We start from the raw sequence: 25735 nt of genomic DNA on the forward strand, positions 1-25735 counted from the left end.
CGGTTGACTCCTTTTTCAATAGCTGTTGGCGCAATGCGTGCGCGGTCTGGCGGCTGATTCAACCCTCGAACGCGGCGCGGGTGGCCGGCCGCGCCGGCGGCCAGGGTGCGGGCATCGTAGCGCGCCGGCCCGGGCCATCTCCTGAATAATGCGTGCCAGCCCGGCGGACGCCGGGCCTTTTGGAGCCTCTCATGACCCACCCGCAAAAAGACATTCAATATTTCTGGGAAGACCTGGCCGTCGGCACCACGCTGGAGATGGGCAGCGTGACCGTCGACCACGACGAGGTCATCGCCTTCGCCAGCAAGTACGACCCCCAGCCCTTCCACCTGGACGACGCGGCCGCCGCCAGGTCGATCTTCGGCAAGCTCTCGGCCAGCGGCTGGCACACCTGCGCCATGGCCATGGGGCTGATGGTGCGCAACTTCCTGAACCAGGCGTCCAGCCTGGGCTCGCCCGGCCTGGAGCAGGTGAAGTGGCTCAGGCCCGTCCACCCCGGCGACACGCTCACGCTGCGCCAGCGCGTGGTCGAGTCGCGCCCCATGAAGTCGCGCCCCGACGTCGGCCTGACCCGCACGCATTGGGAAATGTTCAACCAGCATGGCGAGCAGGTGCTGCTGATGGACGGCTACGGCATGTTCCGGCGGCGCACGCCGGCCGAGGCCGCGTCCTGAGCGATTTCGGGCACCAGCCCGCATGGGTATTTCGCCAAAAGCTATTTATTTGATAGCGATTCGTCCAGCGCCTCGATCCAGTGCCGCACCGGCACGTCGGTGCCGGACTGCAGGTGCGTGATGCAGCCGATGTTGGCCGACAGGATGGCGGCCGGGCGCTCGGCGGCGCGCTCGCCCTGCAGATGGCCCAGCTTGCGGTCGCGCAGGCGCGTGGCCAGCTCGGGCTGCAGCACCGAGTAGGTGCCGGCCGAGCCGCAGCACAGGTGCGGCTCCTGCGCCGCCGCCCGCAATGTGAAGCCGAGCGCGCGCAGGTGCTGCTCGACCCCGCCGCGCAGCTTCAGCCCGTGCTGCAGCGTGCAGGGCGGGTGCCAGGCCAGCGTGCCAGCGGGCGCGCGCACGCGGCCCGCCAGCGCGGCGGCGATGTCGGGCAGCAGTTCGCTCACGTCGCGCGCCAGGGCCGACACGCGCGCGGCCTTGTCGGCGTAACGCGCGTCGCCCCGCAGCAAGTGGCCGTAGTCCTTGACCATCGCGCCGCAGCCCGAGGCGTTGATGACCAGGCCTTCGGCCGCGCCGGATTCGAACCGCGGCCACCAGGCGTCGATGTTGGCGCGCATCTGCGCCAACCCGCCCTCGGCGTCGGCCAGGTGCCACTTCACCGCGCCGCAGCAGCCCTGGCCGCGCGGGCGCAGGCTCTGGATGCCCGCCGCGTCCAGCACGCGCGCCGTGGCGGTGTTGATGTTGGGCGCCATGGATGGCTGCACGCAGCCTTCCAGCAGCAGCACCTTGCGCGCGTGCGCGCGGGTGGGCCAGGCGCCGGCCGGCCGGCGCTCGGGCACCTTGGCCCGCAGCGCCGCCGGCAGCAGCCCGCGCACCGACTGGCCCAGGCGCATCGCCGGGCCGAACAGCGGCGACGACAGGCCGGCGCGCAGCAGCGCGCGCTGGCGCCGCTCGGCCGGCGGGCGCGGCACCTGGCGCTCCACCACCTGGCGGCCGATGTCCACCAGGTGGCCGTACTGCACGCCGCTGGGGCAGGTGGTCTCGCAGTTGCGGCAGGTGAGGCACCGGTCCAGGTGCAGCTGCGTCTGGCGCGTGGGCGCGTGGCCTTCCAGCACCTGCTTGATGAGGTAGATGCGCCCGCGCGGGCCGTCCAGCTCGTCGCCCAGCAGTTGGTAGGTGGGACAGGTGGCGGTGCAGAAGCCGCAGTGCACGCACTTGCGCAGGATGGCCTCGGCCTCGCGGCCTTCGGGCGTGCCTTGGAACTCGGGCGCGAGCGTGGTTTGCATCAGAAATCCGGGGTCATGCGGCCGGGACTCAGGATGCCCGCCGGGTCGAAGGCCTGCTTGAGCTGCGCGTGGATGCGCGCCAGCGGCGCCGGCAGCGGCGTGAACACGGGCACCGTGCCGTCGCCGCCGCGAAACAGCGTGGCGTGGCCGCCCGCGCGCGCCGCCGCCTCGCGCACCTGCGGCGCGGCGTGCGGCGGCAGCTTGACCCATCGCTGCGCGCCGTGCCATTCGACCAGCGTCGGCCCCAGGTTCAGCGGCGTGGCGGTGTCGGGCACGCTGGCGCGCCACAGCGCCTCGGCGGGCCCCAGGCGGAAGAAGGGCAGGGCCTGGTCGCGCAGCGCGGCCCACTGGCGCGCGGCGCGCTCGCCGTCCAGCGCCTGGCCGCCCATGGCGCGGCGCGCGGCCTCGACCGCCGCGCGCGCGCCGCGCAGGCGCACGGCCAGTTGGCCATCGGCCCAGCAGCTCGCGTTGAGGGGCAGGGGCTTGCCGCCCCAGCGGTTGAGCTGCTGGCGCGCGCTGGTCTCGGACAGCTCGAACAGCAGCGTGCATTCGGCCGGCGGCATGGGCAGCACCTTCAGGCTGACTTCCACGATCACGCCCAGCGTGCCCATCGAGCCGGCCATCAGCCGGCTGACGTCGTAGCCGGCCACGTTCTTCATCACCTGGCCGCCGAAGGTGAGCAGCTCGCCCCGGCCGTTGAGCATGCGCACGCCCAGCACGTGGTCGCGCACGCCGCCCACGCTGGCGCGTGCCGGCCCGGCCAGCCCGGCCGCGACCATGCCGCCCACGGTGCCGGCGACGCCGAAGCGCGGCGGCTCGAAAGGCAGGCATTGGCCGTGCTCGGCCAGCAGCGCCTCCAGCTCGCGCAGGCGGGTGCCGGCGCGCGCGGTGACGACCAGCTCGCTCGGCTCGTGGCTGACGATGCCGGCCAGGGGCCGCACGTCCAGCAGCTCGCCGTGCAGGCGCTGGCCATAAAAGTCCTTGGTGCCGCAGCCCCGGATGCGCAGCGGCCGCCCGCGGTCGGCGGCGTTGCGCAGCTTGTCGGCGAGGGCGTCGAGGGAGGTGTCCATGGCGAGCCGATGGTAAACCCTGAGGCACTCTCCCGCCGGGCCCGGCGATGCGCGAAAACTATGTTTTTTATAGCTATTGGCGCAACAAGGACAATGGCTTCCGGCCGATTTGGCACGAAGAATAAAAAAATCCCGCCGAGGAGGCGGGATCAAGACCCTTCGCGGAGGCCAGAGGAGAACTCAGCGGTTGTAGGCGGTCTCGCCGTGGCTGGAGATGTCGAGGCCCTGGCGTTCTTCTTCCTCGGTCACGCGCAGGCCGATCATCAGGTCCACGAGCTTGTAGAGCACCACCGAGACCACGCCCGACCAGGCGATGGTGAACAGCACGCTCTTGACCTGGATCCACACCTGCGCGCCCATGGCGAAGTCCGCCGCGGCGGTGCCGCCCAGCGCCGGGGCCGCGAACACGCCGGTGAGGATGGCGCCCAGGATGCCGCCGACGCCGTGCACGCCGAACACGTCGAAGGCGTCGTCGGCCTTCAGCAGGCGCTTGAGGCCGCTCACGCCCCACAGGCAGACCAGGCCGGCCAGCGCGCCGATGACGATGGAGCCCATCGGCCCGACGAAGCCGGCCGCCGGCGTGATGGCCACCAGCCCGCCGACCGCGCCCGAGGCGGCGCCCAGCATCGAAGCCTTGCCTTTGTGCATGGCCTCGCCGGCGCACCAGCCCAGCGTGGCGGCGGCGGTGGCCAACACGGTGTTGACGAAGGCCAGGCCGGCCGTGCCGTTGGCGGCGCCGGCCGAGCCGGCGTTGAAACCGAACCAGCCCACCCACAGCAGCGAGGCGCCCACCATGGTCAGCGTCAGCGAGTGCGGGGTGAACGCCTCGCGGCCGAAGCCCACGCGCTTGCCCACCACGTAGGCGCCCACCAGACCGGCGATGCCGGCGTTGATGTGCACCACGGTGCCACCAGCGAAGTCGAGCGCGCCGTCCTGGGCCAGCAAGCCGCCGCCCCAGACGATGTGCGCCATCGGCACGTAGCTGAGCGCGAACCACAGCGCCGAGAACACCAGCACGGCGGAGAACTTCATGCGCTCGGCGAAGGAGCCGACGATCAGCGCCACGGTGATGGCGGCGAAGGTGCCCTGGAAGGCGACGAAGACGTATTCGGGGATGGTCGCCAGCGCGCCGATGGTGTCGGTGGTGACGCCCTTGAGGAACAGCTTGTCGAAGCCGCCGACGAAGTTGCCCTCGCCGCTGAAGGCCAGGCTGTAGCCGAACACCGCCCACAGGATGCTGATGAGCGAGAACACGACGAAGACCTGCATCAGCACGCTGAGCATGTTCTTGCTGCGCGTCAGGCCGCCGTAGAACAGGGCCAGGCCGGGGATGGTCATCAGGATGACCAGCAGGGTGGAGGTCAGCATCCAGGCGGTGTCGCCGGAATCGACCTTGGGCGCGGCCTCGGCCGCCACGGCGGCGGCGGAAGCGGCGGCCTCGGGGGCCGCGGCCTGCGCCAGGGCCAGCCCGCTGCCCAGCAGCAGGCTCAGGCCCAGCGCGGGGGATGCGAATCGGGATTTCATGTTGGGGTCCTCCTTGGTACGGCGGGTCACAGGGCCTCGGCGCCGGTCTCGCCAGTGCGGATGCGGATCACCTGCTCGATGTCGGTGACGAAAATCTTGCCGTCGCCGATCTTTCCGGTGCGCGCGGCCTGCTCGATGGCCTCGGTCACGCGCTCGGCGATGTCCTCGCTCACGGCGGTCTCGATCTTCACCTTCGGCAGGAAGTCCACCACGTACTCGGCGCCGCGGTACAGCTCGGTGTGGCCCTTCTGGCGGCCGAAGCCCTTGACTTCGGTGACGGTGATGCCCTGCACGCCCAGCGCCGACAGCGCCTCGCGCACCTCGTCGAGCTTGAAGGGCTTGATGACGGCGGTGATGAGTTTCATGTTGCTATCCTTTACATAGTGATCGGCGCATGTCCAGCGCGGGCTGGAGGCCGATTTGGCTCAAAACGTGTACTTGACGCCCACCACCAGCCCGGTGCGCCCGGTGAAGCGCCCGCTGGGCGTGACGTACAGCGCCTTGTCGGCGTTGGTGCCGATCACGGCGGCGCTGGCCGACAGACCGTTGCCGAAGTCCTTGTTCAGCGTCAGCGCCCAGTCGGTGTACGAGAAGGCGCTGTTGTGGCGGATCCACTGGCGCCCCACGTGCGGCACCACCGACCAGCCGTCGCCGAGGTCGAAGTTGGCGGAGAGGTCCAGGTAGCCGCTGCCCTTGCTGTCGTCGAAGCCGAACAGGTTGGTCAGCGAGTGCGAGTACTTGACCGTGAACATCTCGTAGCTCAGCGCGCCGTAGATCTCGGTGGTGTTGGGGCTGGTGCCCAGCTTGGCGTTGGGGTACTGGTAGCGCAGCAGGCCGACGTCGTAGCCGATGGGGCCGGCTGTGCCCTTGTAGCCGCCGTACACGTCCCATTCGAGCGGCGCGTCGCCGCCGGCGTCCTTGACCCACTTGATGGTGGTCAGCCAGGTGCCCACGTACAGGCCGCTGGCGTGGCTGTAGTCGGCGCCGGCGCTGACGGCGGGCTTCAGGCGGGTCTGCGCGATGCCGCGGTAGCGGTAGTCGGTGGTCAATGCGGCGTTGAAGCTGAAGCTGTGCTCCGGCGTGGGCGCTTCGGCCGGCGCGGTGGCCTGGGCCAGCACGGCGCCGGAAGCGGCCAGGGCGGCCGTGGCCAGGGTGAGTCGTTGCAGGGTGCGCAGGGTCGTGGTCATGGGTGTCCTCCTTAGGATGGTGTGCACCCCTCACCATGCAGGGAGCGTGCCAGCGCACCGACGCGCTACAGTTCAGCTGCGCCGCCGCACGATGCGCGGCGCACGGCGCACTATTTCGGTGCATTTGTGCGCCGGCCGCGCCATCGATTCCACCGAAGCACCAAAACAGGGAGGCGCCGCCACATGGGTTTGAGTCTGGTGCAAAGCCGCGCGCTGATGGGCCTGGACGCGCCGGCCGTGACGGTGGAGGTGCACCTGGCCAACGGCCTGCCCAGCTTCACCCTGGTGGGGCTGGCGGACGTGGAGGTCAAGGAAGCGCGCGAGCGCGTGCGCAGCGCGCTGCTCAACAGCGGACTGGCCTTCCCGCACAACCAGCGCATCACCGTCAACCTGGCCCCGGCCGACCTGCCCAAGGACTCGGGCCGGTTCGACCTGCCGATCGCTCTGGGCATCCTGGCCGCCAGCGGGCAGATCGACGGCGCGCGCCTGGCGGGCTGGGAGTTCGCCGGCGAGCTGTCGCTGTCGGGCGAGCTGCGCCCCGTGCGCGGCGCGCTGGCCATGGCCGCCGCCCTGCGCCGCGCCGGCGAGGGGCCCGCGCTGGCCCTGCCGCCCGGCAGCGCCGAGGAAGCCGCCCTGGTGCCCGGCCTGGCCGTGTACCGCGCCCGTCACCTGCTGGACGTGGCGGCGCGGTTCATGCCGAACGCCGAGGACGCCGGCCCCGCCGGCGGCTGGGCGCGCGTGCCGCCCGCCGCGCGCCACGCGGCGCCGCCCTACCCCGACCTGGCCGACGTCAAGGGCCAAGCCGCCGCCAAGCGCGCGCTGGAGATCGCCGCCGCCGGCGGCCACGGCGTGCTGATGATCGGCCCGCCCGGCACCGGCAAGTCGATGCTGGCCCAGCGCTTCGCCGGCCTGCTGCCGCCCATGGGCGAGGACGAGGCGCTGCGCAGCGCCGCCATCGCCAGCCTGGGCGGGCGCTTCGACCTCGCGCGCTGGGGCCAGCGGCCCACGCGCGCGCCGCACCACACGGCCAGCGCGGTGGCGCTGGTGGGCGGCGGCTCGCCGCCGCGGCCGGGCGAGATCTCGCTGGCGCACGAGGGCGTGCTGTTCCTCGACGAACTGCCCGAGTTCCCCCGTGCCGCGCTGGAGGCGCTGCGCGAGCCGCTGGAGAGCGGCCACATCACCATCAGCCGTGCCGCTCGGCGGGCGGACTTCCCGGCGCGCTTCCAGCTCGTCGCGGCGATGAACCCCTGCCCCTGCGGCCACCTGGGCGCGCGCCAGCCGCCGTGCCGCTGCACGCCCGAGCAGGTGGCGCGCTACCAGGGCCGGCTGTCTGGCCCGCTGCTGGACCGCATCGACCTGCACGTCGAGGTCGCCGCCCTGGCGCCCGACGAACTGCTGGCCGCGCCCGCCGGCGAAGGCACGGCCGCCATCCGCGCCCGCTGCGCCGCCGCGCGCGAGCGCGCCTTGGCGCGGCAGGGCACGCCCAACCAGGCGCTGCAGGGCCAGGCGCTGGACGCGCACCTGCGGCTCGACCCCGCCGCCGCGCCCTTCGTCAGCGCCGCCGCCACCCGCCTGGGCTGGAGCGCCCGCGCCACGCACCGCGCGCTGAAGGTGGCGCGCACCATCGCCGACCTGGCCGGCAGCGAGCTGGTCACCACCGCCCACGTGGCCGAGGCGGTGCAGTACCGGCGCGCGCTGCGGGCGGCTGGGTCGTGAGATTTTGAATGAAACCCGCCTTCAACCCCTGTGAATACCATGCTGATAGCTACATAAACAGGAGCATTCAGCGCTCCTGAAGCCGCCTCACTTGACCGGCAGGAACACCAGCAGCGGCGCCGCCACCAGCCCCTGCACGTAGCCGATCACGGCGCGGCGGTAGCGCTCGGTCATGTAGCTGGCCAGCAGGTCGAGGCGGCCGATGACCTTGCCGAACTCGCGCTCGAAGCTCAGATTGCGGTTCTCGCCCGCGATCTCGTTGGCCAGCAGCAGCGGCTGGCCGCGTGCGTCACGGCGGGTGTTGAGGATCCACAGCGCCACTTCCATGTTGCGCGCGGCGTTGTGCACGTGCTGCGGATCGACGCCGTCGAGGTAGTAGAACTCGCGCTTGCCGCCGTGCGCGGTGACGATGGTGTCGGCGCAGGCCAGGATGAAGGCGGCCACGCGGTCGCCCTGGAAGGCCGGCGCGAGCGCCAGCGACAGCGCCGCCACGTCGCGCTGGCCGCCCAGCGGGGCCCAGGGCTGGCCGGCCCGCAGGGCGGTATCGAGCTGCAGCAGCGCGGTCTCGCGCGTGGCCGCCGTCTTGCGCCACTCGGCCGGGTTGCGGCGGTACAGCTTGTCGGCCAGCAGGCGCAGGCTGGCCAGGTTGGCGCTCATGGCGGCGTGGGTCATGCGGTTGCCCTCGCTCTGCAGCAGCTCGGTCGAACTGAAGCCGGCGCCTTGCACGGTGCCACGCGTCGTCGGCGCGTCGCCGGCGCAGCCGGCCAGGCTCAGGGCGCCGGCAAAGGAAAGGGCCGCGAAAGCGGCCCTGGACGTGCTGCAAACCCCGCCAGCGGCGGGGCGACGGCGATCAGGCCGCGACGGCGAGCTGCTCGCCCTTGACGGACGGCTTGCCGGAGCCGTTGGTAACGGCACCGCTGCCGGCGGCAGGGCTGCTGTCTTGCGATATGCCGAACGTGATCTCACCGGAAAGCTGGCCTCCTTCTTCGATCACGATCTTGCCATAGCGGATCTTGCCGATGACCTTGCCAGTGGCGAAGATGACCAGTTTCTGCCGCACCGTGAGATTGCCGTCGAAAATGCCGCGCACTTCGGCGATGTCGATCTCGGCCGAGCCCTTGAAGGCGCCCTGCTCAGCGATCTGGATCACGCGCGAGTTCATCGCGGCCTCGACCGTGCCCTCGACCACCAAGGTGTCGCAGTCGGTGATCTCGACGCCCTTGAGCTTGATGTTGGGACCGACGGTGAGCTTGGCACCGCTCTCGGCAGGCGCCGCGAGCATGGCGGCGGGCGCACTCACGGGCGCCGCGAACGGCTGCGCGCTGCCACCGGCCGAGGCGAGCGAACTGGTGCCGCCCAGCGGGCTGCCAGGGGTGCGGGACGCGGCGGGGTCGTTGTCGCGCTTGCCGAAGAATGGTCCTTGAAGTGCCATGCTCTCTCCTGATAACAATCGGTCAATTGTAACGATCACCGTGACATTTTTTACGAACAGCGGGAAAAAGTCGTAACGAAATCGCCCTGCCGCCGCCAGGGCCACGCCCCTGCCAGGGGGTACCATGCGTCAAGATTCGCAGCCGTTTCCCCGCCTCCACCTCCCGTTCACCGCCCCTCCACCTCCCGTTTCCCTGCCCTCACCCGCATGCCCGACCCGACCCCCCGGATCGCGACCAAGCGCACCGCCGTGGGCGTGCGCGCGGTGCTGGCCGGTCAATGGACGGCGGGTCGCCTGGCCACGCGGCCGGCCTGGCGGCGCGTGGCGAGCGCGCTGGCGGCGGTGGCGCCGGGCGCGGCCTGGGACTTGCGCCCGCTGCAGGCGCTGGACCACCTGGGGGCGCTCGCCCTGTGGGAGCACTGGGGTCGCCAGTGGCCGGCGCAAGTGGAGGCGCTCGACGAGCAGCGCGCCGTGCTGGAGCGGGTGGCGTCCTTTCCGCCCGTGCAGGCGGCCGCCGCGCTGCGCGGCTGGGCCGGACAGGTGGATGCGTTCGGACTGGGCGTCGTCCAGGCCGGCGCCCAGGTGCGCGACTTCGTCATGCTGGCGGGCCAGTTGCTGCTGGACGCGCTGCGCCTGCTGGCCGCGCCGCGGCGCGGGCCGTGGCGCGACTTCTCGGGCCTGCTGTACCGCATCGGGGCGCAGGCGCTGCCGATCACGGCGCTGGTGGGCTTTCTGATCGGCGTGGTGCTGGCCTACCTGATGAGCCAGGTGCTGCGCCAGTTCGGCGCCGAGACCTTCATCGTCAACATCCTCGGCCTGGCGCTGGTGCGCGAGCTGGGGCCGCTGCTGGCGGCGGTGCTGATCGCTGGGCGCTCGGGCTCGGCCATCACGGCGCAGATCGGCGTGATGCGCGTGACCGAGGAGCTGGACGCCATGCGCGTGCTGGGCATCCCCACGGGCTTCCGGCTGGTGCTGCCGCGCGCCATGGCGCTGGCCATCGCCATGCCGCTGATCTCGGTCTGGACCTCGGTGGCGGCGCTGGTGGGCGGCGTGCTGGCGGCCGACGTGACGCTGGGCATCAGCGGCAGCTACTTCCTGGAGGCGCTGCCCAAGGCGGTGCCGGTGGCCAACCTGACGCTGGCCTGCGCCAAGTCGGTGGTGTTCGGCCTGTTCATCGCGCTGATCGGCTGCCACTTCGGGCTGCGCGTCAAGCCCAACACCGAGAGCCTGGGGCAGGGCACCACGGCGTCCGTGGTGGCCTCGATCACCGCCGTGATCCTGATCGACGCGCTGTTCGCCGTGCTGTTCAAGAGCGTGGGGATATGACTCACCCCCGTGGCTCCACTCGCCGCGCGATGTTGCGCCTCCCCCCTCGAGGGGGCGCACCCATTGGCCGGGCGGAGCCCGGCCAGGGGTGCACTGGGTTGGCCTGCTCCGCGGCCATTCGATCCTTTGGGATTCTTCCGCTGTGGGTGGCGCGCGGCGTCATGGGTCACTGAGGATGGACACCGCCGCCGTCCACGACGACCGCGCCGGCGCGCTGCCCGCGCCGGGGCAGCCGGTGATCGAGGTGCGCGGCCTGTGGAGCGTGTTCCCCGTGCCCGGCGGCGGCGAGGTGGTGGTGCACAAGGACCTCGACCTCACCGTGCTGCGCGGCGAGGTGCTGACCCTGGTGGGCGGCTCGGGCACCGGCAAGACGGTGCTGCTGCGCCAGATGCTGGGGCTGAACACGCCGGCCAAGGGCAGCGTCACCGTGCTGGGCCGGCCGGTGGCCGAGCTGTCGCGCGACGGCGCCGCCGCGCGCGTGGGCATGCTGTTCCAGCAGGGGGCGCTGTTCTCGGCCTTCAGCGTGCTCGACAACATCGCCTTCCCGCTGCGCGAGGCGGGCGCCGTGCCCGACGCGCTGGCGCGCGAGGCAGCCATGCTCAAGCTGCGGATGGTGGGCCTGAAGCCCGGCGACGCGCACAAGATGCCGGCCGAGCTGTCCGGCGGCATGATCAAGCGCGTGGCGCTGGCGCGCGCGCTGGTCATGGACCCGCCGCTGCTGATGCTCGACGAGCCCACCGCCGGCCTCGACCCCGACAGCTCCGACGCCTTCGTGACCCTGCTGCGCTCGCTGCACCAGGAGCTGGGCCTGACCGTGGTGATGGTCACGCACGATCTGGACACGCTGTTCGAGCTGTCCAGCCGGGTGGCCGTGCTGGCCGAGCAGCGCGTCATCATCGCCGCGCCGGTTCGGGAGGTACTGGCCTTCGACCACCCGTTCATCCGTCACTTCTTCCTGGGCGAGCGCGGCCAGCGCGCCATGGAGCTGCTGCACCAGCGCAAGCAGACCGCATGAAAGGACAATAGAGCGCCATGGAAAACAAGTCCCATGCCCTGGCCGCCGGCCTGTTCGTGGTGGCGGTGACCGCGCTGCTGGCCGTGCTGGCCCTGTGGCTGACGCGCGACATCGCCAACACCACCACCTACGAGATGACCAGCAGCGACGCCGTCACCGGCCTGCAGGTGCAGGCGCCGGTGCGCTTCAAGGGCGTGGCCGTGGGCAAGGTGACCGACATCGCCTTCGACCCCGCCGCGCGCGGCAACGTGCTGGTCACCGTGGCCGTCAGCCCCGCCGCGCCCATCACCCAATCCACCTTCGCCACGCTGGCGTTCCAGGGCGTCACCGGCCTGTCCTTCATCCAGCTCGACGACGACGGCGCCTCCAGCGCGCCGCCGCCCGCCGGCCCCAACGGGCCGCCGCGCATCCCCCTCAAGCCCAACGCGCTGGGCCAGCTCACCGACCAGGCCAGCGCGCTGATCGACAAGGTGGACAAGGCCGTCGAGAGCATCAACCAGGCGCTCGGCCCCGGCAACCAGGCCGCGCTGACCCAGGCGCTGGCCCAGGTCGGCGCCGCCGCCGGCAGCATGAACCAGCTCGCGCTGACCACCGACAAGACCCTGCGCACCCAGTTCGACCCGGCCCGGACCAACCTGCCGGCGCTGGTCCAGCAGGCCGGCGCCACCCTCAAGACCACCCAGGACGCCGCCGCCGAGGCGCGCCGCGCCATCGCCGCGTTGGGCGAGGTGGCCGCCGACGCCCAGCAGGGGCTGGCGCGCGTGACCGGCTCCGGCGGCGTGATCGACCGCATGGGCGAGAGCGCCAACACCGTCACAAGCACCACGCTGCCGCGCATCCAGCACCTGACCGACGACGCCAGCCGCACCATCCGCCGGCTGGACCGCATCGCCGACGCGCTGGGCGAGAACCCGCAGGCGCTGCTGTACGGCAGCGGCGCCATCCCGGCCGGCCCCGGCGAGCCAGGTTTCGCGGCGCCCGCGGCCACTTCGCTCCGCCAGGATTGATATGAAAATAATAGCTGTTGGCGCAATACCCATGCGGGCTAGAACCCTGTTTCTCTTGATTCCCGTGATCCTGACCGGCTGCGCCCTGCCGCTGCCCGACAAGCCCGTGCGCCCCGAGCCCTACGACCTCGGCCCGGCCCTGGCCGCGCCCGCCGCCACGCCCGCTGGCGCGCCGCTGGCGCTCGACGGCGTCGAATCGGCCGCCGCCATCGACAGCACCTCGGTCATCTACCGGCTGCTGTACGCCGGCAGTGGTCAGCAGCCGCGCCCCTACGCCCACGCGCGCTGGACCATGTCGCCGCCGCAGCTCGTCACCCAGCGCCTGCGCGAGGCGCTGGCGGCCACGCGCCCGGTGCTCGACACCGGCACCGGCCTGGCCACGCTGGAACTGCGCGCCGAGCTGGACGACTTCAGCCACGTCTTCTCCTCGCCCGGCGCCAGCGAAGGCGTGGTGCGCCTGCGTGTCACCGTCACCGCGCCCGGCGCGCGGCAGGACCGCTTGCTGGGCCAGCGCACCTTCGCCGCGCGCCACGCCGCCCCCACGCCCGACGCCGCAGGCGGCGTCGGCGCGCTGCGCGCGGCCACCGACGAGGTGGTGCGGCAGGTGGTGGACTGGGTAGGCAGCCTGCCGGCCCCGCGCTGACCACCGGACGCCGGCTGCGGCGGGCCGTGGATTCGGGCAAGATGCCCGCATCCCAACGCGAGGCAAGCCAGCGTCATGTTCCATCTCAGCGTCCCCTGGTGGGAATTCGTCCTCCGCGGCGTCGTCGTGTACCTGTTCCTGCTGCTGTTCCTGCGCCTCACCGGGCGGCGCCAGATCGGACAGTACGACCCGTTCGACCTGATCCTGCTGCTCATCCTGTCCAACGCGGTGCAGAACTCGATGAACGCGGGCGACAACTCGCTGCTGGGTGGACTGATCTCGGCGCTGACGCTGATCGGCTGCCACGTGCTCATGTCGCAACTGGCCTGGCGCAGCCCACGGCTGGCGCGGCTGATCGACGGCAAGCCGCGCGTGCTGATCCACGCCGGCCAGCTCGACGCCGGCACCCTGCGCGCCGAGCGCCTGACCGCCGACGACGTGCACGCCGCCCTGCGCGCCGCCGGCTGCCTGCACACGCACGAGGTCGAGCGCGCCACCATCGAGACCAACGGCCAGATCACCGTGGTGCTGCGCAACCGCGATTCGGCGCGCGGGCTCGAAGTGGAGAGCTGACCTCCCTGCGTCAGTCGCAGGCGCGCCAATCCTTGCCGGCCAGGGCCGGGCGCAGCGCCGCCAGTTGCGGGCGCAGCGCGGCGCCGGGGCGGTCCACGTCCACGCCAAGTTCGCGCAGCTCGGCGCGCTTGGCGCGCACCGCCTCGGCGTCGGCCAGCCGGCCGACGTAGACCATCCAGCGGTCAGGCAACTGCACCGGGTCGAGGCGCCAACTGCCGGACGGCAGCGCGGCGGCGGCGCGCAAAGCGGCGGCCTGGTCCTCGTCGAAGGTGCCGGCCTGCAGGCAGGCGGTGCCATCGTCCAGCGCGGGGGCCGCCGCCACCGTGGCCGAAGCGGCCGTCCTGGCCATGGACGCGGGCGCCGCCACGGGGGCGGCCGACGCCGCCGCCAGGGGCCGCACGCTCAGCGCCTCGGGCCGCACCTGCCGCGCCAGGGGCTCGGACTCGGCGGGCGTCTCGGGGCCCAGGCCCAGGCCACGCAGCGCGCCTTGTGACCAGGCCAGCAGCAGCGCCACCACCAGCGCGCGCGGCATGGGCGGCCTACGCGTCCCTGGGTGCCAGCGGGCGCACGCTGACTTCGGCGGTGTGGATCTCGCGCAGGCCACCGGCCGTCTGCACGCGCAGCGCGCCGGTGGGGCCGACGCCGCAGGCCAGGCCCTCGGTGCCGTCGGACAGGCGCACCGCCCGGCCGGCGAAGACGTCGCGGGCGTTGAAGCGTTCGGCCAGGGGCGCGAATCCGGCGTGCTCGAACACCTTGACCGTCCGCGCCAGCGGCGCCGCGATGCGCGCCAACGCGGCGGGCGGGTCGATGCCTGGTCGCAGCGCCTGCAGCCAGGCCGGCGGCGTGGAGAAGCCGGCGTCCTCCATCGGGGCGATGTTGATGCCGACGCCGATCACGGCGTAGCGCGCCGCATCCGCCGCGCCGGCGCCCGCCGTCTCGACCAGGATGCCGGCCAGCTTGCGGTCCTGCCACCACAGGTCGTTGGGCCATTTCAGGCCGATGCCGGGGTGCAGGCTCTCGGCCACGGCCAGCCCGACGGCCAGCGACAGACCCGACCAGTCGCGCGGCGCCAGCGGCAGCCCAAGCGAGAAGGCCAGCGCCGCGCCCGGCGGCCGGCGCTGCCAGCCGCGCCCCAGGCGGCCGCGTCCGGCGGTCTGCACCTCGGCCGCCAGCAGCACCGGCGCCGTCTCGCCGGCGCGGGCACGGCGCATCAGCTCGGTGTTGGTGGAGTCGATCTCGGCCACGGCCTCGACCGAGATGCCCGGCAGCAGCGGCGCCAGCGCCTCGCCGAGGGCAGCCGTGGGCCAGGGCAGGGCGGGCCGGTTCATGCGTCAGCGCCGGGGGCGAGCGCCCTTTTTGGGCTTGCCGCCCAGGTCCTCGGCGCCGTCCAGGCCGGACGACAGCAGGGTGCCGCGGCACTTGCGGCTGCCGCACCAGCAGGGGTAGTCGGCCTTCAGCTCGGAGGTGAGCGGCTCGTCGATCACCAGGCCGTAGTCGTAGTTCAGCTCCTCGCCGGCCCGGATGGCGCGCCGCGCCTTGATGAAGATGCGGCCGTCCTGCTCATCGGCGATGCAGTTGGGAGCGCAACTGTGGTTGATCCAGCGCGAGGCGTTGCCGCCGTGAAGCGCGTCGATGACGCGGTCCTCGTCGATGTGGAAGTAGAAGGTGTGGTTGGGGTCGTCGGGATCGTGCGGGTGGCGGCGCTGCGCCTCGTCCCAGGTGATGATTTCGCCCACGTACTCGATGATGCGCGTGCCCCGGGGGATGTCCACCAGCGCGAACACGCCCTTGCCGTGCACGCCCGAGCGGCGGGTCTGGATGCGGCGGCCGGCCGGCAGGGCGGCCGTGGCGGAAGCGGTGGATTTGGAGGGCACGGCCGGAATTTGCTATGTTGAACCCATGGGTGCGCATGGGCGCGCCTGCGTGGGCGCGTGAGCGCACGCGCGCGAAGGAACCGGATTCTAGCCACATGAAAACCCTGGTCATTGCCGAGAAGCCCTCGGTGGCGCAAGACATCGTGCGCGCCCTCACGCCCGTCGCGGGCAAGTTCGACAAGCACGACGATCACTTCGAGAACGAGCGCTACGTGGTCACCAGCGCCGTGGGCCACCTGGTGGAAATCCAGGCGCCCGAGCAGTACGACGTCAAGCGCGGCAAGTGGAGCTTCGCTCACTTGCCGGTGATCCCGCCGCGCTTCGACCTCAAGCCCGTGGACAAGACCCGGACGCGCCTGAACGCCGTCGTCAAGCAGGCCCGCCGCAAGGACGTGGGCGCGCTGGTCAACGCCTGCGACGCGGGACGCGAGGGCGAGCTGATCTTCCGCCTGATCGAGCAGTACGCCGGCGGCCAGAAGGGCGAGCAGTTCGTGCCGCTGGGCAAGCCCGTGCAGCGCCTGTGGCTGCAGAGCATGACGCCGCAGGCCATCCGCGACGGCTTCGAGCGGCTGCGCAGCGACCAGCAGATGCAGGGCCTGGCCGACGCCGCGCGCAGCCGCAGCGAGGCCGACTGGCTGGTGGGCATCAACGGCACGCGGGCGATGACGGCCTTCAATTCGCAGGGCGGCGGCTTCTTCCTGACCACCGTGGGCCGCGTGCAGACGCCGACGCTGGCGGTGGTGGTCGAGCGCGAGGAGCAGATCCGCCGGCACGTATCGCGCCCCTACTGGGAAGTGCACGCCACCTTCCTGGCCGAGGCCGGCCTGTACCCGGGCAAGTGGTTCGACCCGGCCTGGAAGAAGGGCGACGACCCCGACGCGCGCGCCGACCGCGTGTGGGACGAGCGCACGGCACTGGCCATCGCCGCGGCCGCGCGCGGCCAGTCCTGCACGGTGCGCGAGGAAAGCAAGCCCACCTCCCAGGCGTCGCCCGCCCTGTTCGACCTGACCAGCCTGCAGCGCGAGGCCAACGGCAAGTTCGGCTACTCGGCCAAGACCACGCTGGCGCTGGCGCAGTCGCTGTACGAGCGCCACAAGGCGCTGACCTACCCGCGGACCGACTCGCGCCACCTGCCCGAGGACTACGTGGGCGTGGCGCGCCAGACCTTCGAGATGCTGGCCGCCGGCCAGCAGCGCCACCTGGCGCCGCACGCCCGCACGGCGCTGGAGCAGGGCTACGTCAAGCCATCCAAGCGCATCTTCGACAACGCCAAGGTATCGGACCACTTCGCCATCATCCCCACGCTGCAAGAGCCCGGCGCGCTGTCGGAGGCCGAGCGCAAGCTGTACGACCTGGTGGTGCGCCGCTTCATGGCGGTGTTCTTCCCCAGCGCCGAATACCAGGTGACGACCCGCGTTACCACCGCCAGCCACGAAGGAAAGAGCTACGACTTTCAGAGCCACGGCAAGGTGCTCACCAAGCCCGGCTGGCTGGCCATCTACGGCAAGGAAGCCGCCGACGAGCAGGGCGACGACAAGGACGGCAAGTCGCTGGTGCCCGTCCGGCCCGGCGAGATGGTGCGCAACGAGTCGGCCGAGGCCAAGGCCCTGCGGACCCGCCCGCCCGCCCGCTACTCCGAGGCCACGCTGCTGGGCGCCATGGAAGGCGCGGGCAAGTGGGTCGAGGACGACGAGCTGCGCGAGGCCATGCAGGAAAAGGGCCTGGGCACCCCCGCCACGCGAGCGGCCATCATCGAGGGCCTGCTGAACGAGAAGTACATGCTGCGCGAGGGGCGCGAGATGATCCCCACGGCCAAGGCCTTCCAGCTCATGACGCTGCTGCGCGGCCTGGAGGTGGAGGAACTCAGCCGGCCCGAGTTGACCGGCGAGTGGGAATACAAGCTGGCGCAGATGGAGCACGGCCAGCTCTCGCGCGAGCAGTTCATGCGCGAGATCGCCGCCATGACCGAGCGCATCGTGCGCAAGGCCAAGGAATTCAGCCGCGACACCGTGCCCGGCGACTACGCCACCCTGCAGGCGCCCTGCCCGCACTGCGGCGGCGTGGTCAGGGAGAACTACCGCCGCTACGGCTGCACCGGCGCCGACGGCCAGGGCGAGGGCTGCGGCTTCTCCTTCACCAAGACGCCCGGCGGGCGCACCTTCTCCGCCGAGGAGGCCGAAGCGTTCCTGCGCGACCGCCGCATCGGCCCGCTGGAGGGTTTCCGCTCCAAGGCCGGCTGGCCCTTCGTGGCCGAGCTGGCGCTGGTGCCCGACGAGGAAGGCGGCAGCCACTTCAAGCTGGAGTTCGACTTCGGCGACGACGCCAAGGCCGAGCAGTCGGGCGAGATCGTCGACCTGTCCGGCCAGGCCGGCCTGGGCCCCTGCCCCAAGTGCGGCGCGCAGGTCTTCGCCTTCGGCAAGAGCTACGTCTGCGAGAAGTCCGTGCCCACCGCCGCGCAGCCCACGCCGTCGTGCGACTTCAAGAGCGGCCAGATCATCCTGCAGCAGCCCGTGGAGCCCGCGCAGATGAAGAAGCTGCTGGAGGACGGCAAGACCGACCTGCTCGACAAGTTCGTCAGCATGCGCACGCGCCGCGCCTTCAAGGCGCGCCTGGCCTGGAGCGCCGAGGAAGGCAAGGTGATCTTCGAATTCGAGCCGCGCGAAGGCAAGCCCGGCGCCAAGTACCCGCCGCGCAAGGCCGCGCCCGCTACGAAATCAGGAGCTACCGGCGTAACAGGGACGCCGGCCAAAGCCCCGAAAGCCGCCAAAAAGGCGCCCGCCCGGAAAGCCGCCGCCCCGCAGGCCGAGAAAACCCCGCGCGCCGGCACCCTCAAGCCCGACCCGCAGCTCGCCGCCGTCATCGGCGCCGGCCCCTTCGGCCGCGGCGAGGTGATGAAGCTGCTGTGGGACTACATCAAGGCCCACGGCCTGCAGGACCCGCAGGACAAGCGCACCATCGTCGCCGACGCCAAGCTGCGCCCCATCCTCGGCGCCGACCGCGTGGGCATGTTCAAGCTGGCGGGCATCGTGGGCGGGCATTTGAGCTGAGCACCCCTTGAACATTGGATCATCCATGAACATCACCAAAGACACCGCCGTCACCCTCGCCTACAAGCTGACCACGCCGCAGGGCAAGCCGCTGGACGCCGGCACCACGGCCTACCTGCACGGCGGCTACGGCAACCTCTTCGCCAAGGTCGAGGCCGCGCTGGAGGGCCAGGGCGTGGGCCATTCGGTCAGCATCGAGCTGGCGCCGGCCGACGCCTTCGGCGAGCGCGACGAGGCGCTGGTGCGCACCATCCCCAGGAGCGAGTTCCCGCCCGGCGTGAAGGTCGGCGGCCAGTTGCAGGGCGCGGGGCCGTCGGGGCAGCCGCAGGTGTTCAACGTGATCAGGATCAAGGGGCCCGAGGTGCACCTGGACGGCAACCACGCGCTGGCCGGGCAGGCGCTGCGCTTCGCCGCCAAGGTGACGGCCGTGCGCGCCGCCACGGCCGAGGAGATCGCCCATGGCCACGTGCACGGGGCGCACGGGCATCACCACTGAGGTCCAGGACTCCTGTATTGATAGCTTTCTGCGCAATATCCATGCGGTCTGGCGGCTGATTTAACCTGGAATCAGCCCCTCGGCGCCGCTCCAGCGCCGCGTGTCCGCGCGCCCTTTTCCCATGTCCCTCCCCGAGCCTTCCGCCGCCCCGCCCCTACGTCAGCACCAGGCCTGGGCCATGCTGCTGGCACTGACCAGCGCGTTCGCGCTGAGCCAGGCCTTCCGCACGGTGGCGTCCATCATGGGGCCGCCGCTGGCCGGGCAGCTGCACCTGTCGCCGCAGCAGCTGGGGCTGTGGGCGGCGTCCTACCACTTCGCGTTCGGCTTCATGCAACTGGCGATGGGCGTGTCGCTGGACCTGTGGGGCGTGCGGCGCACGATTCTGCTGGCGTTTCCGATGGCGATGGCCGGCGCGGCGCTGTCGGCGCAGGCGGACAGCTACCCGGTGCTGATGCTGGGCCAGTTGCTGATCGGCACCGGCTGCGCGCCGGCCTTCCTGGTCTGCACGCTGTTCATCAGCCGCCACTTCTCGGCCGCGCGCTTCACCGCCACCTCGGGGCTGGTGATGAGCCTCAGCAACCTGGGCGTGCTGGCCACGGCCACGCCGCTGGCCTGGCTGATCGAGCTGCGCTCCTGGCGCTGGGGTTTCGGCGTGCTGGCCGCGGCCAGCGTGCTGTCCTGGGTGGCGATCTGGTGGCTGGTGCGCGAGCCGGCGCGCGCCGGCACGGCGGCCGGCGGCGGCCGGCGTCCCTCGGCCCTGGCGTCGCTGCGCGAGCTGCTGCGCCTGTTCGCCCTGCCGCAGACGGCCGGGCTGGTGGCCTACGCCGCGGTGGGTTACGCCGGCTTCATCTCGCTGCGCGGGCTGTGGCTGGGGCCGCTGCTGGTGGAGCGCCACGGCTTCTCGCTGGTGCAGAGCGGCAACGTGGCGCTGGCGATGACGCTGGCCAGCATGGCCAGCCCGGCGGTCTTCGGCCGGCTGGACCCCGGCGGCGCGCGGCGCGTGCGCTGGATGCTGACGCTGACGCTGGTGGCCGCCATGATGGTGGGCACCATCGGCCTGGTGCGCTTGGCCTGGGCCGACGTGGCGCTGGCCGTCACCTACGGCATGCTGTCGGGCAGCGGCGTGCTGCAGTACGGCTACGTGCGCGACGCCTACCCCGAGGCGGTGCGCGGGCGGGCGCTGTCGCTGTTCACGATGGCGATGTTCCTGGGCATCTCGCTGATGCAGTGGGCCAGCGGGCTGGCCGCCAGCCTGGCGCCCAGCGTGGGGGTGGAGCCGTTCACCGCCGCGCTGCTGACCATGTCGGCGCTGCTGCTGGCCGGGGCGCTGGCCTTCTGGTGCCTGCCGCGCGCGACGCCGGCGGGCGGGTAAGGGCACGCCTGGTTACCGGGCGGGCGCCCACGGCGTCATACTGGCCGGATGCCACAGGAGAGCCTTGCCATGTCCCACGTTCGCACCCTGCTCGCCCGCGCCGCGCTCGCCGGCGCGGCCCTGGCCGCGCTGGCCGGCTGCGCCGGCACGCCGCGCAACCCCGAGGTCGAGGCCGCCACGCCGGGCGTCACCGTGTACGGCACGGCCGATGCCGGCGTGGGCCGCATCGGACGCTGAGAATTGCTATCTGATTAATAGCTTTTAGCTCAATATCCACGCTGGCCAGAGCCCGAAAAGGCTTGAAATCCGCCGATGCGCCGCCTGACGCACGCTCCCAACGCCGCCATCGCCCAGCTCTGGGCCGACCTGCTGTGCGAGGCCGGCTACCCGGCCACGGTGGAGCGGCGCTTTCTCTCCAGCGTGGCGGGCGAGCTGCCGCCCGACCAGTGCCTGCCCGAGATCTGGCTGCGCCATGACGAGCACCTGGGCGCGGCGCGCGCGCTGCTTCAGGACCTGGCGCGCGTGCCCCAGCGGCGCTGGGTCTGCGGCGGCTGCGGCGAGCTGGTCGAAGGCGGCTTCGAGCAATGCTGGGCCTGCGGCGCGCTGATGCCGGACGCCTGGCGGGAGGGCGGCAACCCGCCGCTTTAAGATCGCGCCATCCCGCCATCCTGGCCGCGGCTTCCATCGGAGTTCATCATGAAAATCAGTGCCCGCAACGTGTTGCCTGGCAAGGTCGTTTCCATCGTCCGCGGCCCCGTGTCCACCGAGGTGACGCTGGAAATCTCGCCCGGCGTGCAGATCACCTCGACCATCACCAGCAACTCCGCCGAGGCGCTGGGCTTGAAGGAAGGCGCCAGGGCGTACGGCGTGATCAAGGCATCGTCCGTGATGATCGGCGTGGACGACTGACCGGGGGCGCCTACTTCATCCGGTCGTCGGAGCGGGTGGAGGGCAGGCGCTGCAAGCCCTGCGCGAACCAGCCGATGCGTTCGGTGGCTCGCACGTCCAGGGCGGGCACATAGGGCTTGATGTCGAGCACCGGCGTGCCGTCGAGCATGTCGTTGCCCAGGAACCGCAGCACGCGGCCTTGCACGCTGGCCAGCCGCACGATGGACAGGCCCAGGCGGTTGGGCCGGGCGGGTGAGCGCGTGGCAAAGACGCCGTGGCTTCGGGTGTCCATGAAGGGCACGACCTCCAGCTTTTCAGACGCCAGATGCAGATGCGTGAGCACGATCAGGTAGTCGAACCCCTCGATGTCGCGCAATCCGGCGGCAAACTCCTCGAAAACCTCCAACTCGCCTTCCACGTCCGCCGCGGCCACGGTTTGGATGGGCATGCCCTGCGTCGTGGGGAACGGGCCGCGAACGATGCCGATGGGGCGGACGGCGATGCCGCCCGAGGTTCCGGCTTGCGGTGGCATGCCGCCCTTCACTTCCAGCGCAGCGGCTCGGTCGGCACGCTGCCGCGCGTGCCCGACAGGGTCAGCACGCCTTCCTGCACGGTGGCCTGCAGCTGCATGCTGCGCTCGGCAAGCTGCGCCAGCGCCTGCACGTCGGCGGCGGGCAGGCGCCACACCTGCAGCCGGTCCAGCCGAGCCAGTTTGCCGGCGATGCCGCGCCACCACACCTCGGCCGCCGGGCCGTGGGCGTAGACGATGACCTGGTCGGCCTTGGAGCAAGCCTTGGCCAGGGGCTTGTCGTCGGGCTGGCCGACTTCGACCCACAGGCGCGCACGGCCGGTGAAGTCGCTCAGCAGCACATCGGGCTCGTCGGGGCTGGACAGGCCGGCGCCGAAGCCGATGCGGCCGTCGCCGCCGCACATCGCCTGCACCTGGTGGGCGTTGAGCGCCAGCGCGGCCAGGCGCACCATCATGCGTTCGTCGGTCTCGCTGGGGTGGCGCGCCAGGGTGAGCTGCAGGTCGGTGTAGCAGGCGTGGTCGATGTCGGCCAGTGCCAGGTCGGCCTTGAAGATGGTGGATTTGAGGGCCATGGGGCGGTGTTGATACTATTTTATTGATAGCTGTCGGCGCAGTATCCGCGCCGGCCCTTGGCCAATTTTTTTTGAAATCCGCGCGGTCAGATCCGCCGCGCCAGGGCGGCCGCCATGCCGGTGTAGGCGGCGGGCGTGAGAGCCAGCAGGCGCTCCTTCTCGGCCGGCGGGATGTCCAGCGAGCGGATCAGGGCGTGCAGCGCCTCGGGCGTGACGGCCTGCCCGCGCGTGGCGTCCTTGAGCTTCTCGTAGGCACCGGGCACGCCGTGGCGGCGCATCACGGTCTGGATCGGCTCGGCCAGCACTTCCCACGCCGCATCCAGGTCGGCGGTCAGGGCGGCCTCGTTCAGCTCCAGCTTGTTCAGGCCGGCGAGCAGCGACTGGTAGGCCAGCACCGCATGACCCAGGGCCACGCCCATGTTGCGCAGCACGGTGGAATCGGTCAGGTCGCGCTGCCAGCGGCTGACGGGCAGCTTCTCGCTCAGGTGGCGCAGCACGGCGTTGGCCAGGCCCAGGTTGCCCTCGGCGTTCTCGAAGTCGATGGGGTTGACCTTGTGCGGCATGGTGGAGGAGCCGATCTCGCCCGCCCGGGTCTTCTGCTTGAAGTAGCCCAGGGAGATGTAGCCCCACACGTCGCGCGCCAGGTCGATGCAGATGGTGTTGGCGCGCGCCACGGCGTCGAACAACTCGGCCATGTAGTCGTGCGGCTCGATCTGGATGCTGTAGGGCTGGAAGACGAGGCCCAGGCCAAAGGGTTCGGAGAACCCGTGACCGGGTTCAGGCTCGGGCGACTCGATCACCCGGCGGCTGAAAGCCTCCCAGTCGAAAGCCGGCCACGCCGACAGGTGGGCGTTGTAGTTGCCCACGGCACCGTTCATCTTGGCCATCAGCGGCACGCTGGCGATGCGCCCGCGCGCGCCGGCCAGGCGCACGGCGACGTTGGCGATCTCCTTGCCCACGGTGGTGGGGCTGGCGGTCTGGCCGTGGGTGCGACTGAGCATGGGCACGTCGGCGTGCTGGTGCGCCAGCGCGCGCAGCCGGGTCAGCACCGCGTCCAGCGCGGGCAGCAGCACCTGGTCGCGCCCGGCCTTGAGCTGCAGCGCGTGGCTGGTGTTGTTGATGTCCTCGCTGGTGCAGGCGAAGTGCACGAACTCGCCGGCGGCCTGCAGCTCGGGGCGGCCCTCGAACCTGGACTTGATCCAGTACTCGACCGCCTTCACGTCATGGTTGGTGGTCTTCTCGATGTCCTTGATGGCCTGGCCGTCAGCCTCGGAGAAGTCGCTCAACAGCCCGGCGAGGTAAGCGCGCGCTTCGCCGGACAGGGGCTTGAATTCGGCGAAACCCGCGTCCGACAAGGCGGTGAACCAGGTCAGCTCCACCTGCACGCGGTAGCGCATGTAGCCCAGCTCGCTGAGGTGCGGGCGCAGGGCGGCGAGCTTGGCGGCGTAGCGGCCGTCCAGGGGCGAAAGGGCGGAAAGGGGGCTCAGATCCATCGCTGGATTGTAGAAGCCGGCTCCCCCGCGCATCGGCCGGTTCGCGCGCGGATTCGTCGGCACTCGTGAGGCGGCGCACTAAAATGACGGTGCCCATCGGCCACCCGTCCACCAGCCAGCGGTAGTTTCCATGTCCATGAAATTGATCGGCTCCCCGGCCAGCCCCTACGTGCGCAAGGTGCGCGTCGTCCTGGCCGAGAAGAAGCTGGACTGCCAGTTCGTCACCGAGAACGTCTGGGCCGAAGGCACCACCATCGGCAGCGCCAACCCGCTGGGCAAGGTGCCCTGCCTGATCGTGGACGGGCAGGACGCGGTGTTCGACTCGCGCGTGATCGTCGAGCACCTGGACACGCTCTCGCCCGTGGGCAAGCTGATCCCGCCGGCCGGCCGCCACCGGGTGGAAGTCAAGACCTGGGAGGCGCTGGCCGACGGCCTGCTGGACGCCGCCATCCTGGCGCGCCTGGAGCGCACCTGGCCCGGCCGCGCCGAGGGCGAGCGCAGCGCCGCCTGGATCGAGCGCCAGATGCGCAAGGTGGACGATGCGCTGGCCGCGATGAGCAGCGGCCTGGGCGACAAGGCCTGGTGCTCGGCCGGCATCCACCTGACCCTGGCCGACATCGCCGTCGGCTGCGCGCTGGGCTACCTGGACTTCCGCTTCCCCGATTTGGACTGGCGCGCGCGCCACGCCAACCTGGCGCAACTGCTGGACGCGCGGCTGACGCAGCGCCCGAGCTTCGCGGACACCGTGCCCGTCGCCTGAGCCGGACGCTCTCTTCCTGCCTCAAAGCGACCGCGCCGCCGGGGCACGAGGCCCGGGCGGCGCGGTCTGAATAAAAAAGCTGCCGAAGCGGCCTGAAGCGAAGGAGGAGGAGGGAGGGAGGAGGAAGTACGCTTCAGGTTTTCAATCGGCGCGAAGCCGGCAGGCTTGGCAGCGTCAAGGAGTCAATGGGCTTGGGTCCCACTCATCACGTGCATTGAGAGGGCGCATCTTCGTCCAAAGTTCCGGTTCGCGTCGCCACGATGCGTAAAGTACTGTGAAGCCCGCGTGACGGATTGCACACCACCCAGCGCCTAGAATGCCGGGCACCAGCACAACCACTTCGCGTCCGAGAGGAACTTCCCCCATGACCATGCTCTACCCCGAACTTTTCAAGCAGCTCGAAGCCGTGCGCTGGAACATGGGCAAGGACATTCCTTGGGACAGTTTCGACGCCAGCCAGCTCAGCGACGAGCAGGCGCAAACCATCAAGATGAACGCCATCACCGAGTGGTCGGCGCTGCCGGCCACCGAGATGTTCCTGCGCGACAACCAGGAGGACTCGGACTTCTCCGCCTTCATGTCGATCTGGTTCTTCGAGGAGCAGAAGCACTCGCTGGTGCTGATGGAGTACCTGCGGCGCTTTCGCCCCGACCTGGTGCCGACCGAGGAGGAGCTGCACGCGGTGCGCTTCCAGTTCGACCCCGCGCCGGCGCTGGAGACGCTGATGCTGCACTTCTGCGGCGAGATCCGCCTCAACCACTGGTACCGCTGCGCGGCCGAATGGCACACCGAGCCGGTGATCCGCCACATCTACACCACGCTCAGCCACGACGAGGCGCGCCATGGCGGCGCCTATCTGCGCTACATGAAGCGGGCCATCGCCAACTTCGGCGACGACGCGCGCACGGCCTTCGCCAAGGTGGGCGTGCTGATGGCCAGCGCGCGCCGCACGGCGCAAGCGCTGCACCCGACCAACCTGCACGTGAGCAAGGCGCAGTTCCCGCGCGACACGGTGCAGAGCCGCCTGCCCGACCCCGAGTGGCTGGAGGAATGGCTGGACAAGCAGATCAAGTTCGACGCCGGCTGGGAGACCAAGGTGGTCGAGCGCATCCTGCACAACCTCAGCCTGCTGCTGGAGCGCGGCTTCAAGACCGCGCAGGACCTCAACCGCTACCGCAAGGAGTTGTCGGTGCGCACGTCCGGCGGCGCGCAGCCGGCCACGGCCTGAGAAGGCGTCAGCCAGGTCTTCGGCTC

General features: G+C 71.3%; 28 protein-coding genes. 15 read left to right on the forward strand and 13 right to left on the reverse strand.

The genetic code is table 11. From position 1 onward, the window contains the following. Positions 1-191 precede the first annotated feature (191 nt). Entirely contained in the window at positions 192-674 is a 483-nt protein-coding gene (locus tag IPG65_RS05255; RefSeq protein ID WP_293188210.1) for a MaoC family dehydratase, read from the forward strand. Positions 675-715: 41 nt separating this feature from the next. Here IPG65_RS05255 and glcF read toward each other — a convergent pair whose 3' ends face one another. The 5 genes from glcF to IPG65_RS05280 all read right to left on the reverse strand — a co-directional run bounded on the left by glcF (position 716) and on the right by IPG65_RS05280 (position 5738). Beyond that, a complete protein-coding gene (glcF, locus tag IPG65_RS05260; RefSeq protein WP_293188211.1) occupies positions 716-1957 on the reverse strand; it encodes a glycolate oxidase subunit GlcF in 1242 nt (413 codons plus the stop codon). Then, positions 1957-3027, reverse strand: a complete 1071-nt coding sequence (gene glcE / locus IPG65_RS05265; RefSeq protein WP_293188212.1) for a glycolate oxidase subunit GlcE — start codon at positions 3025-3027, stop codon at positions 1957-1959. Before glcE ends, glcF begins: the two co-directional genes overlap by 1 nt. Before the next feature lie 180 nt (positions 3028-3207). Continuing rightward, positions 3208-4551 (reverse strand): ammonium transporter, encoded by a 1344-nt coding sequence (locus tag IPG65_RS05270; RefSeq protein WP_293188213.1) that lies wholly within the window; start codon positions 4549-4551, stop codon positions 3208-3210. A gap of 26 nt (positions 4552-4577) precedes the next feature. Next, entirely contained in the window at positions 4578-4916 is a 339-nt protein-coding gene (locus IPG65_RS05275; protein WP_293188214.1) for a P-II family nitrogen regulator, read from the reverse strand. 60 nt (positions 4917-4976) lie between these two features. Next, a complete protein-coding gene (locus tag IPG65_RS05280; RefSeq protein WP_293188215.1) occupies positions 4977-5738 on the reverse strand; it encodes a TorF family putative porin in 762 nt (253 codons plus the stop codon). A 183-nt stretch (positions 5739-5921) separates the two neighbouring features. Here IPG65_RS05280 and IPG65_RS05285 point away from each other — a divergent pair, with 183 nt between their 5' ends. After that, positions 5922-7454, forward strand: coding sequence for a YifB family Mg chelatase-like AAA ATPase (locus tag IPG65_RS05285; protein WP_293188216.1), 1533 nt, complete (start codon positions 5922-5924; stop codon positions 7452-7454). An 87-nt stretch (positions 7455-7541) separates the two neighbouring features. On the opposite strand, the gene IPG65_RS05290 is transcribed toward IPG65_RS05285, so the two are convergent. Together IPG65_RS05290 and IPG65_RS05295 are read right to left on the reverse strand one after the other, a co-directional pair. Then, on the reverse strand, positions 7542-8228 hold the full coding sequence (locus tag IPG65_RS05290; RefSeq protein ID WP_293189952.1) for a hypothetical protein: 687 nt from the start codon (positions 8226-8228) through the stop codon (positions 7542-7544). 76 nt (positions 8229-8304) lie between these two features. Then, positions 8305-8886 (reverse strand): polymer-forming cytoskeletal protein, encoded by a 582-nt coding sequence (locus tag IPG65_RS05295; protein WP_293189954.1) that lies wholly within the window; start codon positions 8884-8886, stop codon positions 8305-8307. 207 nt (positions 8887-9093) lie between these two features. On the opposite strand from IPG65_RS05295, the gene IPG65_RS05300 reads away from it, so the two are divergent. From IPG65_RS05300 to IPG65_RS05320, 5 genes are all read left to right on the forward strand, one after another. Then, a complete protein-coding gene (locus IPG65_RS05300) occupies positions 9094-10212 on the forward strand; it encodes an ABC transporter permease (RefSeq protein ID WP_293188217.1) in 1119 nt (372 codons plus the stop codon). Between the two features lie 175 nt (positions 10213-10387). Then, the gene (locus tag IPG65_RS05305) at positions 10388-11227 is read left to right on the forward strand and encodes an ATP-binding cassette domain-containing protein (RefSeq protein ID WP_293188218.1); all 840 of its coding nucleotides are present in this window, start codon (positions 10388-10390) and stop codon (positions 11225-11227) included. A gap of 17 nt (positions 11228-11244) precedes the next feature. Continuing rightward, complete coding sequence (locus IPG65_RS05310) at positions 11245-12234, forward strand: MlaD family protein (RefSeq protein WP_293188219.1); 990 nt, start codon at positions 11245-11247, stop codon at positions 12232-12234. A gap of 31 nt (positions 12235-12265) precedes the next feature. After that, positions 12266-12877: an ABC-type transport auxiliary lipoprotein family protein gene (locus IPG65_RS05315; protein ID WP_293188220.1), complete on the forward strand. Its 612-nt coding sequence runs from the start codon at positions 12266-12268 to the stop codon at positions 12875-12877. 75 nt (positions 12878-12952) lie between these two features. After that, positions 12953-13450, forward strand: a complete 498-nt coding sequence (locus IPG65_RS05320) for a DUF421 domain-containing protein (protein ID WP_293188221.1) — start codon at positions 12953-12955, stop codon at positions 13448-13450. Positions 13451-13460: 10 nt separating this feature from the next. Here IPG65_RS05320 and IPG65_RS05325 read toward each other — a convergent pair whose 3' ends face one another. The 3 genes from IPG65_RS05325 to IPG65_RS05335 are packed head-to-tail and all read right to left on the reverse strand — an operon-like array spanning position 13461 to position 15324. After that, positions 13461-13982, reverse strand: a complete 522-nt coding sequence (locus tag IPG65_RS05325) for a hypothetical protein (RefSeq protein ID WP_293188222.1) — start codon at positions 13980-13982, stop codon at positions 13461-13463. 7 nt (positions 13983-13989) lie between these two features. Further along, positions 13990-14778, reverse strand: coding sequence for a biotin--[acetyl-CoA-carboxylase] ligase (locus IPG65_RS05330; protein WP_293188223.1), 789 nt, complete (start codon positions 14776-14778; stop codon positions 13990-13992). A gap of 3 nt (positions 14779-14781) precedes the next feature. Next, on the reverse strand, positions 14782-15324 hold the full coding sequence (locus tag IPG65_RS05335) for an SET domain-containing protein-lysine N-methyltransferase (RefSeq protein ID WP_293188224.1): 543 nt from the start codon (positions 15322-15324) through the stop codon (positions 14782-14784). A 95-nt stretch (positions 15325-15419) separates the two neighbouring features. Between IPG65_RS05335 and IPG65_RS05340 the strand changes: the two genes are divergently transcribed. The 6 genes from IPG65_RS05340 to IPG65_RS05365 all read left to right on the forward strand — a co-directional run bounded on the left by IPG65_RS05340 (position 15420) and on the right by IPG65_RS05365 (position 21148). Continuing rightward, positions 15420-18371, forward strand: coding sequence for a DNA topoisomerase III (locus IPG65_RS05340; protein WP_293188225.1), 2952 nt, complete (start codon positions 15420-15422; stop codon positions 18369-18371). 25 nt (positions 18372-18396) lie between these two features. Beyond that, entirely contained in the window at positions 18397-18867 is a 471-nt protein-coding gene (locus tag IPG65_RS05345) for a peptidylprolyl isomerase (protein WP_293188226.1), read from the forward strand. Positions 18868-18988: 121 nt separating this feature from the next. Further along, a complete protein-coding gene (locus tag IPG65_RS05350; RefSeq protein ID WP_293188227.1) occupies positions 18989-20239 on the forward strand; it encodes an MFS transporter in 1251 nt (416 codons plus the stop codon). 69 nt (positions 20240-20308) lie between these two features. Then, complete coding sequence (locus IPG65_RS05355) at positions 20309-20476, forward strand: hypothetical protein (RefSeq protein ID WP_293188228.1); 168 nt, start codon at positions 20309-20311, stop codon at positions 20474-20476. 75 nt (positions 20477-20551) lie between these two features. Next, positions 20552-20887 (forward strand): DUF2007 domain-containing protein, encoded by a 336-nt coding sequence (locus IPG65_RS05360; protein ID WP_293188229.1) that lies wholly within the window; start codon positions 20552-20554, stop codon positions 20885-20887. A 48-nt stretch (positions 20888-20935) separates the two neighbouring features. After that, positions 20936-21148 (forward strand): molybdopterin-binding protein, encoded by a 213-nt coding sequence (locus IPG65_RS05365; protein WP_293188230.1) that lies wholly within the window; start codon positions 20936-20938, stop codon positions 21146-21148. 10 nt (positions 21149-21158) lie between these two features. Here the strand turns inward: IPG65_RS05365 and tsaA are convergent, their stop codons facing one another. From tsaA to purB, 3 genes are all read right to left on the reverse strand, one after another. Continuing rightward, entirely contained in the window at positions 21159-21659 is a 501-nt protein-coding gene (gene tsaA / locus IPG65_RS05370; RefSeq protein ID WP_293188231.1) for a tRNA (N6-threonylcarbamoyladenosine(37)-N6)-methyltransferase TrmO, read from the reverse strand. A gap of 8 nt (positions 21660-21667) precedes the next feature. Then, positions 21668-22228, reverse strand: a complete 561-nt coding sequence (locus tag IPG65_RS05375) for a YaeQ family protein (RefSeq protein WP_293188232.1) — start codon at positions 22226-22228, stop codon at positions 21668-21670. A gap of 86 nt (positions 22229-22314) precedes the next feature. Continuing rightward, a complete protein-coding gene (gene purB / locus IPG65_RS05380; protein ID WP_293188233.1) occupies positions 22315-23721 on the reverse strand; it encodes an adenylosuccinate lyase in 1407 nt (468 codons plus the stop codon). Positions 23722-23857: 136 nt separating this feature from the next. On the opposite strand from purB, the gene IPG65_RS05385 reads away from it, so the two are divergent. Beyond that, entirely contained in the window at positions 23858-24481 is a 624-nt protein-coding gene (locus IPG65_RS05385; RefSeq protein ID WP_293188234.1) for a glutathione S-transferase N-terminal domain-containing protein, read from the forward strand. Between the two features lie 370 nt (positions 24482-24851). After that, positions 24852-25709, forward strand: a complete 858-nt coding sequence (locus IPG65_RS05390) for a ferritin-like domain-containing protein (protein WP_293189956.1) — start codon at positions 24852-24854, stop codon at positions 25707-25709. Positions 25710-25735: the final 26 nt, after the last annotated feature.

This window comes from Ottowia sp., assembly GCF_016703145.1.
GTDB lineage: Bacteria > Pseudomonadota > Gammaproteobacteria > Burkholderiales > Burkholderiaceae_C > Ottowia.

What these genes read in the sequence shown, in the direction of transcription:
- IPG65_RS05275 (WP_293188214.1), bottom strand. Translation starts at nt 4,916, where the DNA reads ATGAAACTCATCACCGCCGTCATCAAGCCCTTCAAGCTCGACGAGGTG.
- IPG65_RS05345 (WP_293188226.1), top strand. Translation starts at nt 18,397, where the DNA reads ATGAACATCACCAAAGACACCGCCGTCACCCTCGCCTACAAGCTGACC.
- IPG65_RS05360 (WP_293188229.1), top strand. Translation starts at nt 20,552, where the DNA reads ATGCGCCGCCTGACGCACGCTCCCAACGCCGCCATCGCCCAGCTCTGG.
- IPG65_RS05390 (WP_293189956.1), top strand. Translation starts at nt 24,852, where the DNA reads ATGCTCTACCCCGAACTTTTCAAGCAGCTCGAAGCCGTGCGCTGGAAC.
- IPG65_RS05320 (WP_293188221.1), top strand. Translation starts at nt 12,953, where the DNA reads ATGTTCCATCTCAGCGTCCCCTGGTGGGAATTCGTCCTCCGCGGCGTC.
- IPG65_RS05350 (WP_293188227.1), top strand. Translation starts at nt 18,989, where the DNA reads ATGTCCCTCCCCGAGCCTTCCGCCGCCCCGCCCCTACGTCAGCACCAG.
- glcF (WP_293188211.1), bottom strand. Translation starts at nt 1,957, where the DNA reads ATGCAAACCACGCTCGCGCCCGAGTTCCAAGGCACGCCCGAAGGCCGC.
- IPG65_RS05295 (WP_293189954.1), bottom strand. Translation starts at nt 8,886, where the DNA reads ATGGCACTTCAAGGACCATTCTTCGGCAAGCGCGACAACGACCCCGCC.
- tsaA (WP_293188231.1), bottom strand. Translation starts at nt 21,659, where the DNA reads ATGCCACCGCAAGCCGGAACCTCGGGCGGCATCGCCGTCCGCCCCATC.
- IPG65_RS05330 (WP_293188223.1), bottom strand. Translation starts at nt 14,778, where the DNA reads ATGAACCGGCCCGCCCTGCCCTGGCCCACGGCTGCCCTCGGCGAGGCG.
- IPG65_RS05325 (WP_293188222.1), bottom strand. Translation starts at nt 13,982, where the DNA reads ATGCCGCGCGCGCTGGTGGTGGCGCTGCTGCTGGCCTGGTCACAAGGC.
- IPG65_RS05355 (WP_293188228.1), top strand. Translation starts at nt 20,309, where the DNA reads ATGTCCCACGTTCGCACCCTGCTCGCCCGCGCCGCGCTCGCCGGCGCG.
- IPG65_RS05280 (WP_293188215.1), bottom strand. Translation starts at nt 5,738, where the DNA reads ATGACCACGACCCTGCGCACCCTGCAACGACTCACCCTGGCCACGGCC.
- IPG65_RS05365 (WP_293188230.1), top strand. Translation starts at nt 20,936, where the DNA reads ATGAAAATCAGTGCCCGCAACGTGTTGCCTGGCAAGGTCGTTTCCATC.
- IPG65_RS05375 (WP_293188232.1), bottom strand. Translation starts at nt 22,228, where the DNA reads ATGGCCCTCAAATCCACCATCTTCAAGGCCGACCTGGCACTGGCCGAC.
- purB (WP_293188233.1), bottom strand. Translation starts at nt 23,721, where the DNA reads ATGGATCTGAGCCCCCTTTCCGCCCTTTCGCCCCTGGACGGCCGCTAC.
- IPG65_RS05300 (WP_293188217.1), top strand. Translation starts at nt 9,094, where the DNA reads ATGCCCGACCCGACCCCCCGGATCGCGACCAAGCGCACCGCCGTGGGC.
- IPG65_RS05270 (WP_293188213.1), bottom strand. Translation starts at nt 4,551, where the DNA reads ATGAAATCCCGATTCGCATCCCCCGCGCTGGGCCTGAGCCTGCTGCTG.
- IPG65_RS05255 (WP_293188210.1), top strand. Translation starts at nt 192, where the DNA reads ATGACCCACCCGCAAAAAGACATTCAATATTTCTGGGAAGACCTGGCC.
- IPG65_RS05340 (WP_293188225.1), top strand. Translation starts at nt 15,420, where the DNA reads ATGAAAACCCTGGTCATTGCCGAGAAGCCCTCGGTGGCGCAAGACATC.
- glcE (WP_293188212.1), bottom strand. Translation starts at nt 3,027, where the DNA reads ATGGACACCTCCCTCGACGCCCTCGCCGACAAGCTGCGCAACGCCGCC.
- IPG65_RS05305 (WP_293188218.1), top strand. Translation starts at nt 10,388, where the DNA reads ATGGACACCGCCGCCGTCCACGACGACCGCGCCGGCGCGCTGCCCGCG.
- IPG65_RS05385 (WP_293188234.1), top strand. Translation starts at nt 23,858, where the DNA reads ATGAAATTGATCGGCTCCCCGGCCAGCCCCTACGTGCGCAAGGTGCGC.
- IPG65_RS05310 (WP_293188219.1), top strand. Translation starts at nt 11,245, where the DNA reads ATGGAAAACAAGTCCCATGCCCTGGCCGCCGGCCTGTTCGTGGTGGCG.
- IPG65_RS05285 (WP_293188216.1), top strand. Translation starts at nt 5,922, where the DNA reads ATGGGTTTGAGTCTGGTGCAAAGCCGCGCGCTGATGGGCCTGGACGCG.
- IPG65_RS05315 (WP_293188220.1), top strand. Translation starts at nt 12,266, where the DNA reads ATGCGGGCTAGAACCCTGTTTCTCTTGATTCCCGTGATCCTGACCGGC.